This window comes from Streptomyces sp. NPDC048275 (genome assembly GCF_040652275.1).
Lineage (GTDB): Bacteria > Actinomycetota > Actinomycetes > Streptomycetales > Streptomycetaceae > Streptomyces.
The window spans coordinates 1-11,122 of the sequence record NZ_JBEZLR010000170.1 but is presented as its reverse complement, the minus strand read 5'-3'; the positions used below and the strand labels follow the sequence as shown (position 1 = coordinate 11,122).

9 protein-coding genes and 1 pseudogene are annotated in these 11,122 nt (G+C 67.4%); 5 read left to right on the top strand and 5 right to left on the bottom strand.

Features of this window, described 5'->3' with window-relative positions:
• Positions 1 to 546: 546 nt before the first annotated feature.
• The 4 genes from AB0D57_RS45950 to AB0D57_RS45935 are packed head-to-tail and all read right to left on the bottom strand — an operon-like array spanning position 547 to position 4,162.
• Positions 547 to 1,485: a hypothetical protein gene (locus AB0D57_RS45950; RefSeq protein WP_362088475.1), complete on the bottom strand. Its 939-nt coding sequence runs from the start codon at positions 1,483 to 1,485 to the stop codon at positions 547 to 549.
• Entirely contained in the window at positions 1,482 to 1,970 is a 489-nt protein-coding gene (locus tag AB0D57_RS45945; protein WP_362088474.1) for a hypothetical protein, read from the bottom strand. Before AB0D57_RS45945 ends, AB0D57_RS45950 begins: the two co-directional genes overlap by 4 nt.
• A 3-nt stretch (positions 1,971 to 1,973) precedes the next feature.
• The gene (locus tag AB0D57_RS45940) at positions 1,974 to 3,197 is read right to left on the bottom strand and encodes a macrolide family glycosyltransferase (protein ID WP_362088473.1); all 1,224 of its coding nucleotides are present in this window, start codon (positions 3,195 to 3,197) and stop codon (positions 1,974 to 1,976) included.
• The gene (locus AB0D57_RS45935; RefSeq protein ID WP_362088472.1) at positions 3,194 to 4,162 is read right to left on the bottom strand and encodes a patatin-like phospholipase family protein; all 969 of its coding nucleotides are present in this window, start codon (positions 4,160 to 4,162) and stop codon (positions 3,194 to 3,196) included. Before AB0D57_RS45935 ends, AB0D57_RS45940 begins: the two co-directional genes overlap by 4 nt.
• A 370-nt stretch (positions 4,163 to 4,532) precedes the next feature.
• On the opposite strand from AB0D57_RS45935, the pseudogene AB0D57_RS45930 reads away from it, so the two are divergent.
• Positions 4,533 to 4,925 (top strand): annotated as a pseudogene (locus AB0D57_RS45930) (serine hydrolase); the annotation flags it as partial.
• A 244-nt stretch (positions 4,926 to 5,169) separates the two neighbouring features.
• Here AB0D57_RS45930 and AB0D57_RS45925 read toward each other — a convergent pair.
• Positions 5,170 to 6,375: an FAD-dependent oxidoreductase gene (locus AB0D57_RS45925; RefSeq protein WP_362088471.1), complete on the bottom strand. Its 1,206-nt coding sequence runs from the start codon at positions 6,373 to 6,375 to the stop codon at positions 5,170 to 5,172.
• Positions 6,376 to 6,594: 219 nt separating this feature from the next.
• On the opposite strand from AB0D57_RS45925, the gene AB0D57_RS45920 reads away from it, so the two are divergent.
• The 4 genes from AB0D57_RS45920 (at position 6,595) to AB0D57_RS45905 (ending at position 10,828) form a co-directional block, all read left to right on the top strand.
• Positions 6,595 to 7,056: an Rrf2 family transcriptional regulator gene (locus tag AB0D57_RS45920; protein WP_362088470.1), complete on the top strand. Its 462-nt coding sequence runs from the start codon at positions 6,595 to 6,597 to the stop codon at positions 7,054 to 7,056.
• Between the two features lie 767 nt (positions 7,057 to 7,823).
• Entirely contained in the window at positions 7,824 to 8,561 is a 738-nt protein-coding gene (locus AB0D57_RS45915; RefSeq protein WP_362088469.1) for an NAD(P)H-binding protein, read from the top strand.
• Between the two features lie 396 nt (positions 8,562 to 8,957).
• Entirely contained in the window at positions 8,958 to 9,890 is a 933-nt protein-coding gene (locus AB0D57_RS45910) for an RNA polymerase sigma-70 factor (protein ID WP_362088468.1), read from the top strand.
• 464 nt (positions 9,891 to 10,354) lie between these two features.
• The gene (locus AB0D57_RS45905; protein WP_362088467.1) at positions 10,355 to 10,828 is read left to right on the top strand and encodes a carboxymuconolactone decarboxylase family protein; all 474 of its coding nucleotides are present in this window, start codon (positions 10,355 to 10,357) and stop codon (positions 10,826 to 10,828) included.
• Positions 10,829 to 11,122 lie beyond the last annotated feature (294 nt).

Below are 11,122 nucleotides of genomic sequence, written 5' to 3'. Positions count from 1 at the left end.
CAGGACCCGAACCACTTACGACGAAGCAACCGCGTGGTCACACCACGCCTCCCCCCAGCCCGCTTGACATCCCAACGACATGGAGTGTCTGACCTGCCGCTTACAAAACGCTCCTCCTCCTGCCCGTCGACCGGGCATCCCGAGGTCCGCTCCCTCCACAAGAGCTGGGGATGTCGCGACGAGCCACTCCATCAGTCCTCGAAGTCGAACAGGCCGGCGACTCGACCGCGAGGACGTAGCGGAGCGTGACGAGGCAAGCCAGTTGCGCGGACACCAGGGACGTGAACCCCGGTGTCCGCTCGGTCTCCTCAGCGGCGATCCGGCCCAGGCACGACGCGAAGGCCGCCCCGATCCGGTCGCGGAACGCCTTGGCGGTCGCCTCGCCCGACAGGCTGGTCCTCGTGGACGGCGACCGGCGCGGGACGGGTCGACTCCTGCCCCCTCCGTGAGCAGTTCAGCCGACGAAGCCGCGGCGGAGGCGCCCGACAGGGTCGATTTCGCGACCAACCATGCCGGACCCTCCGCTGCGCGCTCTGGTCGAGGCCCTCACGGCAACGAGTCGCCTGTCGCCGCGGCCGCGCTGTGCTGGTCGCGGATGATCGCGATCACGGTGTCGGCGGTGCGGTCGAGGTGGCTGCGGCCATCGGGCAGCCGAGCCTCCCGGCTGATGTAGCTGAGCGGCCCGACGTGCGTGGCCGGGTCGAGCCGATGCACGGTGATCTTCCCGGCGCGGTCGGCGCGGTTCCATCCGCTACGGCGGAACAGCCTCCAGCGCTGGGGGAAGATCCAGGTGCCGACCCGCTCGATCCGGTCGCTCGCGCTGGTGAGCCGATGCAAGTGCTCGGCATGGGTGAGGTCGTTGGCGCCGTTGTGGAACCCACCGAGCGTGATCAGTAGGAGCGGGGAACGTAGCTGGGTGTGCAGTTCGTCAACCGCGCCGGTGGCGACCTGGGCACCGCCGCTGTAGCTGAGCAGCACCACGGGGATACCGCTGTCGGGCTGGTAGCCGGCGAACCGGAGCTGAGTGGCGATCTGGGAGCCGACGGCCCGGTTGTACAGGGGGCGGTACCGATGGTCGGCGGCGACGAAGGTCTGCATGACATTGTGCAGGAACAGCAGCAGCCCGATACGGCGGCGCAGCCACGCCCACACCGGCCGCTCAGCAAGCGGGTCGGCCAGTGGCGAGTAGGGCTGGACCTGACCCAGCACCCGCAGCTCCGGCGCTCCGGCGATCAGGGCCTTGACGAGCTGGCCGCCGTCCCGAGTGTCGCGTACGCGGCGTTTGCCGATGCCGTCGAGGTAGACCAGGTAGGCATCCGGGGGACTGTCAGGGGCCGCACCCCGGGCATAGGGCATGCCCGCCGGGAGCTCGGTGGTAGGGGCCCGCCAGCCGGCGCCATAGGCCAGCACCTCGTAGCGGGCCAGCAGAGCTTCGGCGAGCAGAGCCGACCCAAGCGCGCAGCCCCAGAGCAGATAACCGTTCATGCGATCGACTCCCGCACCTCTGTCGCACTGATCTTCACGACCAGGCGCCGAACAGCCTCCACAGCGACACCGAGCCCGGCCCCGGCGGCGGCCACGCAACCGGCAGCGCTCCACCAGCCCAGCCCGGTCGCCTCCGCGAGCGGGCCGGCCAGACCGGCCCCGACCCCCACAAAGAGCAACAGGTGGAGCAAGGGCCCGAGCAACGGAAACGCAAGGACGGCAGCGAGCACCAGCGGGACAAGCAGGTCCGGTGTCCACTCCAACCCGGCGCCTGACGGTGGAGAGGACAGCACCATCTCGGCGAGGGTCCACGCGGTCAGCGGCCACAGCGCGAACACAGCACCCTCGACGATGCCACCGGCCAGCATCAACCCGGACACAAGAGTCCGCGACATGCCAGGCCGGTGCACCACCAGAGGCAGAATGCGCCCGGCGGCCTCCGACGCCCCGGCGAACAGCAGCAGAACGACGACGATGGGTGACATCGCTCAGCCTCGCTGTGACGGATCTAGGGGAGCCGGCTGACCGGCCGAGCCCGCGGCGTGCAGGTACTGCTCGAGTTCGTCGGCGGCGCGCCGATATCCCCCCGCCTCGCGCTGGGCGGCCTGCAGGGTGGTCGCGGCTTTCCGGAACCGGGGGTCATCGAGCAGGCGCCGGGCATGTTCACGCACGGAGTCCTCGGTGACGTCCTCCGTACGGATCGACAGGCCGGCTCCGAGCTCGACTACGCGACGGGCCACCAACGGCTGGTCAGCGCCCTGCGGGACCACCAGCAGCGGGACCCCGGCGTACATGGCCTCGTTGACGCTGTTCATCCCGCCATGGGTGACGAACAGCGCCGCGCGGGCCAGCACCTCCGGTTGCGGCACGGAGCGGCGGGCGAGGACGTTGGCCGGCAGCGGACCCAGCGCGTCGGGATCGGTCTGCCCGGTGGAGACGATCACGGTGCCGCCCAGCGGGGCGAGCGCGGTGGCGAAGCTGCGCAGCAACTGCGGGGAGGCGTTGAACACCGTGCCCAGCGAGGCGTACAGCACCGGGTCCTCCAGCCGATCGGCCGGGAACGACGGGTCGACAGGGCGGGCGCCAATGCTTGGGCCGACGAACCGGTAGGACTGGTCGAACTCCTCGGCTGCAGGCTGGAACGCCCGCGAGGTGTAGACCAGATTGAGCGGCTGGCGAATGTTTCCCAAGTCGACCAGTGGCAGCCCACGCGTGTCGAAGTGGCGGTGCAGCCCCCAACGAGACCACACGTAGCCCTCAAGACTGCGGGGCCGAGTCGCCGCTGCGGCCAGCAGGTCCCACGAGCCGTGGGTGGGGCTGGGGACATGCCGATTGTAGGCAAATGTGGTGTACGACGACGCCGCCGGCACCTCGAGTTCGCGAGCGGCGACTGCGCCCCACAAGCACGCGTTGTCGTGGACGATCAGGTCGGGCCGGACGCGGCGCAGGTCGGTGAGTACAGCGGGCAGCAAGCGCACAGTTGTGCGCGCGAGCGCCTCCATGAACCCGACCGGCGTCGGCGGATCGGGGAGCGGCTGGTCGCCCCCGGAGTAGGGGTACGCAGTCGCGCCGGTGGCCTCGATCTCCTCACGGAAAGCGGGCGAGGTGTGGTACGTCACGGTGTGCCCGCGCCGAACAAGCTCTGCCACGACCGGCAGCGTCGGGTTGACGTGCCCGTGCATGCCGATGTTGAGGAATGAGATGGTGCTCACAGGTCGCCTCCCGATATGGAAGAAGTCGATACCGCGCCCGGACCGGCCGATGTCGCCAAAGGATCGTCGGCCCGATACAGGCCCGGCCCGCTGATGCGCAGCCCGTCGAGAAAGCGCCCCGCCGTGAGGGACGCGGTGCTGATCAGCCGCTGGGAATGACCGAAGTCCCATGGGGCGGGCCAGGCCTCGATGCCGGTCGGCAGCACGACGGTCGGGATGTGCTGGGACACCTCGTGCAGGTCACGCTCGATCTGATGGTGCAAGAGCAGCAGCCCGGCCCTGGCGGCGACCGCACTGGCACGTCGGCGCGGGATGGTGGGGCTCAACGGCGAGCTCTCCGGCCCGGTCGACACCACCACCACGCTGGCCGCCCCGGCCTGCAGGGCCGCCAGTACCGGGACGTAGGCGATCACCCCGCCGTCGATGAGCGTCCGGCCCTCACGATCCACCGGGGGCAGCATCCCGGGAATGGCTGCGCTGGCCAGCAGCGCGGACTCGAGGTCTCCGTGGTCGAGCAACGCCGCTTCGCCGGTGTCCAGGTCCGTGGCCACCGCGGTGAACGGGACCGACAGCTGCTCGATCCGCGACGGCAGCCCAGACCGAGCGATCAGCCGGCGCAGGCCTCGATCGGTGAAGACGCTGGCACGTGAGGACAGGTAGCCGAGCGGATACACCTCACGGCGACGCAACTGGGTCCACACGTGGTCCAGCCACGGCGCGGCCGTGTCGGGGTGGGCGGCCGCGATGGCCCCGTTGAGGGCGCCCACCGAGGTTCCGATGATCATGTCCGGGACGAATCCGCGCTGCTCCAGCACGTACCCGACACCGACATGCGCCGCTCCGAACACGCCACCGGCGCCCACCACCACGGCCACGGGACGGGGAAGAGCGTGCAGGCCCACCGACTTCGGGTCCCCGGCCGGCCGGCTAGACGGCTGAAGACGCGTCCCCTTGGCGCCCGCCATGGTTCGACGCCCCTCTTGGCCACGGCCTCTCGCCGAGTCACCCCCGCCGAAGCCAAAGCGCGCCAAGGCTGGTCTCCGGCGACAAGTAACCCTCATGAAGATCCGCCTTTCTCACCACGGCGCCGAATCGATTGCTTTCGTCACTAGGACCGGGCGGCTGCGCGATCTGTGACACCGCGGCCAGGCGTGTCTGGTGGAACCGTCGCCGAGACCGGTGACATTGCCGGGTTTGCACGTGGGATCTGACACCGGGCCTGCGTGCTGATCGTGTCGTGGAGTGAGATAGGCCACGTCCCGATGGGCGCATTCAGGGCCCACACGACTCAGCACCGCCTGCAGCGTGAAATGTCCGAGAGATCCGTTCTTGGGCGACCTGAACCGCTTCTTCTCCGCGCTCGTCTCCGGTGCGCTGCTTCCCTCCGCGCAGTTGGAGCAGATGATGACCATGGTTCCGGTCACCGCGGACGGAAACCAGTCCTACGGACTCGGCCTGCGCGCCAGGAAGCTGTCCTGCGGCGTGACGGTGTACGGCCACACGGGAACCGTCCAGGGCTACTACACCTACGCCTTCACCACCGCCGACGGCAGGCGGAGCATGACATCGATGGCGAACACCTCCCACAACGGAACCGTCAACACCACACTCGGTGGAACGCTGGAAGCCTCGTTCTGCGGCAGTGCCGGCGCAGCAGCTGCAGCGTCGCTGCGTGACGCGGGTCACGGATTCACCGAGGACATCGCCCCCCAGGTGGTCCGCCGCTGACCGTGCCATGACCGGCTCCTGACGAGCGGCAGGCTATGCGCACCGGCTTCCCCGGCCGGTGCGCACACATGTGTAACGGCTGCGGACGGCCGGATGGCGCTGCAGGCCCCCTCAGCGACGGGCAACCATAAGGAAACCGCCCGGTGCGCGAGGGGCGAAGAGCCCCTGCGCACCGGGCGGTTCGGTGGCTGGTCATCATTCGGCGGTGCGAGGCCTACCGAGCTGTCGCGGCCGCAGTCGGCTGTCAGCCGTTGGAGAAGCGACCTGCCTGCTCGAGGAACTGCTCCGGGTCGTCAGTCGGCGGGTAGATCCAGAGCTCGTTGATGTTCTTCTTGAGGGTCTTGGCTTCCTGCCCGGTCAGCGCGATCTTGCGGTCCCAGCCTTCTGTGTAGACGGCGCCGGCGGGGCCGAGATCCAGGCAGGTGACGTAGGGGTCGGGGGTGAAGGGCAGCAGGGCGTTGCCCAGAAGCTCGGCTGCCACGTTGTGACCGACGAACTTACCCATCGGCAGCGCGTGCTGGCAGCTCTGCGTCGCCATCTGCCCGTCTTCCACGGCGGCGAGTGCGGTGTCGCCGGCTGCGTAGACGTCGGACACTCCGATCACCTGCAGGTACTCGTCCACGCTCAGCCGTCCCAGCCGGTCGCGTTCGCCGGGGATCTGGGCCGTGAGGGGGCTTGCGGCCTGACCGGCCGTCCATACGACGGTTGCCGCGGGGATCACTTCACCGTCCGAGAGGGTGACGTCCTGGCGGGTCGCCGATGCCACGGTGAGCCCCAGGCGTCGTTCGATCTTCAGTTCGTCGAACGCGTCGTTGATGTTGGGGCGAGGGCCCGGGCCGAGTTCCAGGCCCACGACGTCGGCACGGTCGACCAGGACGACCCGGACGCCTTCAGATGAGCCCTGGCGGTCGGCGATCCCCTGGAGCCGTTCGCCCAGCGCGGTGGCGATCTCCACACCGGTGAAGCCGGCACCGACCACGACGGCGGTGTAGCGGCCCTGGGAGGGTGCCTGCTCGGGCAGCCGCCGCAGGTGGTTGTCGAGTGCGGCCGCCGCAGGGAGGGTGTCGACGTCGAAGATGTCCTGCGAGCCGGGGAAGTCGGGCCGGATGAGCTGGCTGCCCGTGGCCAGCACCAGCTTGTCGTACGCCAGGTCCAGTTCCTGACCAGTGCGATCGACAGCACGTACGGTGTGCGCCTCGGTGTCGATGCCTGTGACGGTCGCCGTGACGCGGCGTACGCCGATGGGGCCGAGGAGGCGGTCGAGGGCGACCCGCATGCCTTCCGGGGCGTCCTCGTACAGGCGAGGGCGGATGACCATGTCATCGCCGCCGTTGACCAGCGTGACCCGTATTTCCTCGCCGGCGCTGCCTGCCTGACGGGCGGCGCGCACGACTCCTGCCGCGCTCCACACCCCTGCGAAGCCGCCGCCGATGATCAGGACATCCTTCATGAACTTCTCCGTTTTCGAAGCCGAGTGATCAGCCAGTGCTCCGTGCGCACGGACTGCCCGCTGCGGTGGCCTCCCTCGGGGCCTGCACCCGCATATTCTGGACACTACATATCCCGGATATTCAATGTCAAGATCTCTTCACCCTCCAGCCCGGACGAGAGCCGCAGGCCAGGGGACTACCACGCTCGATCCTGGACATGTAATGTCCGCAATATGCGAATGGCTAAAGGTGTCGAGTGGGCTCTGCACACGCTGCTGAACCTGGATATGAACGGCGGCGGCCCGGTGGGCAGCGCCCGGCTTGCCGAGGCTCACGGCCTCTCGGCCTCCTACCTGAACAAGCAGCTGCAGCAGCTCGCCCGCGCCGAGCTCGTGGTCTCCGTGCCCGGGCCGCGCGGAGGTTTCCGTCTGACCAAGCCCCTTGAGGCCATCACCCTCCTGGATGTGGTGGAGGCCATCGAGGGGGGCACCCAGCTCTTCCACTGCACAGAGATCCGCTGCTGCGGCAAGATCGGCGAGCTGTCACCGCCGCCGACAGGCATATGTGCTGTCAACGCGGCCATGCGCCGGGCGGAACAGTCCTGGCGCCAGGCGCTGGCCGCCCAGAGTCTCGCCGATATCAGGGCGGAGCTGGACGGCTTCCCGATGGTTCGGCAGGTAGTGCGCTCTGCGCTGAACTGAGCACACACAATGATGCGACAACCGCTGTCGGGACGCGCCTGGGGCAGCTCGGGAGCGCGCACTGCCGATACCCGGCAAGGGTGGCTGCCGTACGCCGGCCGTGGCCTCACCGGCGCGGCGGCACCAGCCGATGTCGCAGGGCGTCCCTCTGGCACAACTCCCCGCACGGCGCATCTACTTGGGCTGGTTCCAGTGCGCTTCAAGGGCTGCGGCGACCTCGGCCGGCTTCTGCAGCACCGTCCAGTGGTTGCCCCGTTCCTACACGATGGGTGTCAGGGACGCCGTGGATCAAGATTGCCGGCACGATCGCATCCTTCCCGGTAAAGGTCGCTGAGCAGAGACGAAGGGACTGGCTCCTGGCACTGCAGCCGCGCGTATCCGCGGAACAGAAGAAAAGGAGAGTCCAGCGACACATCAGCGTCGCAACGGTCGGCGTCCGGTCCGACGCCGGTAATGCTGCAGCACAGATATGCAACCACGTATCGAGGCGTGCACAACGAACATACCGTGCGTGGAAACACCTTGTCACACGGGGTCATGGATATCCCGGCGCCGGACCGCCGCTTCCGGCGGAAGCGGCGGTCCGGCCGTCCGATACAGCTGCTGCTCGTCGCCGTGGCCTCCTCGGCGTACCGCCACAGCACATCCGTCCGCCGCCCCACAGCCGTCGTTCGAGAGACGGAGCCGTGTGCAATCTTGCGGTGCGCGTGCTTCAGTGGATTGGTGAGCCGTGACACGGATGAGCTTCCCCGGCGGAAGGGTGCGTCATGAAATTCGCAGTGCTCGGTGGCACCGGGCTGATCGGATCACAGGTCGTGAAGAAGCTGAATGCGGCCGGACACGAAGCAGTGCCGCACTCGCAGTCGACGGGCGTGAACGTCATCACCGGCGAGGGCCTGGAAAAGGCGGTTGCCGGTGCCGACGTCATCGTCAACCTGACGAATTCCCCGACCTTCGACGAGGCTTCGCCGGCCTTCTTCCAGCAGTCGATGGAAAACCTGCTGGCTGCCGGCCAGAAAGCCGCAGTGCGCCACTTCGTCGTGCTCTCCATTGTCGGCGTGGACCAGGTTCCCGAGCTGGACTACTACCGGGCCAAGGCCCTCCAGGAGAAGATTCTCGCAGCCGGAACGATCCCGTACTCCATCGTCCGCGCCACACAGTTCATGGAGTTCGTCGACGCGATCATGTCCTGGACTGCCGACGGTGACACCGTCCGTCTTCCCGCCACCCCGATTCAGCCCATCGCCGCCCAGGACGTCGCCGACGCGGTCGCCGAAGTCGCCGTGGGCGCCCCGCTGCAAGGGATTCGCAACGTCGCCGGACCCGAGGTCTTCCTCCTCGACGAACTCGGCAGAATCACTCTCGCGGCCCATTCCGACGACCGCACCGTCACCACGGACGACACCGCCGGCATGTTCGCCGTCGTTCGCGGAGATGTCCTCACGGGCAAGGACGATGCCCGGCTCGCCCCCACCCGCTATGCCGACTGGATGGCGTCCCGGTAGCGGTCAGCCGGCACGCCGGTGAGGGCATGCCCCACCGGTTTCGCGAGCGAATCCGGCGATGCGGCCGGAGAGTGTCTGCGTCCGGCCCCGGTTCGGTGACGGCCCCCGGCAGACGGCTGCCGCAATCGATGCCCAGGCCTCCAAGATCCCGTACCGCAGCGACCTGATCCCCTTCGCCGGCGCGACAGAATGCGCCCCAGGGTTTCCACACAATTAGGCCGCATTGAGTGAGTGCCGCCGTCTGTGAAAGGCAATACGGCCGGGCATTGAAATCACTGACATATAGAAATGGGGCAGTCACTTAGCGTGTGTCCCTGAGTGGTAGCCGATCTGTTATCTCCCGGTCCAGCGGATGTGGAGTCACCCCGGTAGAATCGCCAGATCGGAGGCTGCAGTATGGATACCGAACCGCTCCCCCCAACCAACACTCTCGATCAGGCTGTTTCTGTCTTCGAGCCTCTTCGGCGTCGGCTTTTCGGCATTGCGTACCGGGTGCTGGGCAGTGTGGTCGAGGCGGAAGACGTGGTGCAGGAGGTCTGGTTGCGTTGGCAACGCACCGATCGTTCGGTAGTGGTTAACCCGTCGGCCTTTCTGACGAGTACGACAACCCGCCTGGCCGTCAATGTTGCTCAGTCTGCACGGGCGCGCCGGGAGACGTACATAGGGCCGTGGTTGCCTGAGCCCATCGATACCAGCATGGATCCTGAGGTGGGGGCTGAGCGGGCGGAGGCCGTAGAAATGGCCCTGCTTCTTCTACTGGAGAGGCTCAATCCCACCGAACGGGCGGCGTACGTACTACGCGAGGCTTTCGACTACCCGTACGAGCAAATTGCCGCCATCCTCCGGCTCAGCCCTGTCAATGTTCGGAAGATTGTGAGCCGAGCCCGCAAGCATCTGTCGGACGGACATCGGGAAACCGTGAGCACCGCGGAGCACCGACGCTTGCTGGAGACGTTCGTCGCGGCTGCGCGAAAAGGGGACATCGCTTCCTTGGAGTCCCTGCTCACTCCCGATGTGGTCAGTGTGTCCGATGGCAACGGCATCCAGGGGGCGGCTCGCGTACCCGTTCTGGGCAGGGCACGGGTGATACACCTGGCAGCCGCCGGCGCCGCGAAGCATTACTGGAGGGATGCCGAGGTTGCCGTTGTCGACGTCAACGGGCGCGCAGGCATCATGCTCTACCTGGACGGTAAGCCCTTGATCCTGATGACACTTGCCGCATCGCCTGAGGGCATCCATCAGCTCATGTGGGTATGGACCCCCAGCAAGATCAGCGCATTCCTCGGCTCACGCCATCGCTCCACATCTGCGCTCGCGCCCCCAACATGACGACCAAGTGCCCAGGCCCCCTTCAGCCTTGTGCCCCGCACTCGCACCGGTGACGTAGGCATCCTCCAGTACCAGGCCGCAGGGTCTCTCGATTTCCGGCGCACCATCAGCGCGACCTGGCCCGCCGACAACCCGCCGACAGTGCCTTAGTTACCACCCCGAGATCTCAACGGTCCTGGCCCCGCACCCGACTGGCGCACCATCGTGCAACTTCCCTTCTGTGCCCCGGACTTGAATCCGATGGACATCGTCCGACCGCTTCTCCAGCTGATCATTTCGGATCTCCCACAGCGAGCCGACACCACGCAGACACGGGCCTCTACCTGGTTCTTCGTCCTCGACCATGCCGGATCTCGCCTTTCGACGAGCCGCCGATGAAACGCACATCACACTCGGCTTCCTGTCACAACTCGCCGGGCTGTCCGGTCAGTAGTGTGTATCCGCTACATGGCTAGGAGATCACCGTGGAATCGCGTCTCAACTATTTCGGCCACCCCCTCGCAGGAAAGGTCCTCAAGCACATCAACTCGGCCAACAAGGCGATTTCGGACTCAACGCTGCCGGGCGTGATCCAAGAGCTGGTGAAGATTCGCGCCAGCCAGATCAACGGCTGCGGTTTCTGCACCGACATGCACACCAAGGATGCCGCGCACGCCGGGGAGACCGTGCAGCGCCTCAACCTGGTCGCGGCCTGGCGGGAGGCCAAGGTGTTCACCGAGGCCGAGCGGGCCGCACTGGAGCTGGCGGAACAGGGCACCCGCACCGCCGACGCCGCCGGTGGTGTCACCGATGAGGCTTGGACGAACGCGGCCAAGCACTTCGACGAGGACCAGCTCGTCGCCCTGATTTCCCTCATCGCCGTCATCAACGCCTACAACCGCATCAACATCATCAACCAGCAGCCTGCCGGCGACTACCAGCCCGGCCAGTTCGGCTGACCGGCACCTGCCCCGGCCGGCCACATACGGTCCGTCTCCACGCCGCCCCGACCTATGGCGGGAGACGGACTACCGGCGTCAACCGGTCCCGCTGAACCATGGCTTCGCCGCCTCGCAGCCCAGGATCACCATTGGTCGGCTCGGGCAGGCCCTGCACCCGCCCGCCATCTCTGATCAATCTGCGTATGCCGCGGCCTAACCTCACCGTTTCACTTGGGGACGGCTGACTCCGGGGCGGAAATGCGAAAGTGCCTTCCTGACCTGGGACGATGAACCTTGCTGAGGGGTTCTGTC

What these genes read in the sequence shown, in the direction of transcription:
- AB0D57_RS45945 (WP_362088474.1), bottom strand. Translation starts at nt 1,970, where the DNA reads ATGTCACCCATCGTCGTCGTTCTGCTGCTGTTCGCCGGGGCGTCGGAG.
- AB0D57_RS45920 (WP_362088470.1), top strand. Translation starts at nt 6,595, where the DNA reads ATGGCTAAAGGTGTCGAGTGGGCTCTGCACACGCTGCTGAACCTGGAT.
- AB0D57_RS45915 (WP_362088469.1), top strand. Translation starts at nt 7,824, where the DNA reads ATGAAATTCGCAGTGCTCGGTGGCACCGGGCTGATCGGATCACAGGTC.
- AB0D57_RS45925 (WP_362088471.1), bottom strand. Translation starts at nt 6,375, where the DNA reads ATGAAGGATGTCCTGATCATCGGCGGCGGCTTCGCAGGGGTGTGGAGC.
- AB0D57_RS45935 (WP_362088472.1), bottom strand. Translation starts at nt 4,162, where the DNA reads ATGGCGGGCGCCAAGGGGACGCGTCTTCAGCCGTCTAGCCGGCCGGCC.
- AB0D57_RS45910 (WP_362088468.1), top strand. Translation starts at nt 8,958, where the DNA reads ATGGATACCGAACCGCTCCCCCCAACCAACACTCTCGATCAGGCTGTT.
- AB0D57_RS45950 (WP_362088475.1), bottom strand. Translation starts at nt 1,485, where the DNA reads ATGAACGGTTATCTGCTCTGGGGCTGCGCGCTTGGGTCGGCTCTGCTC.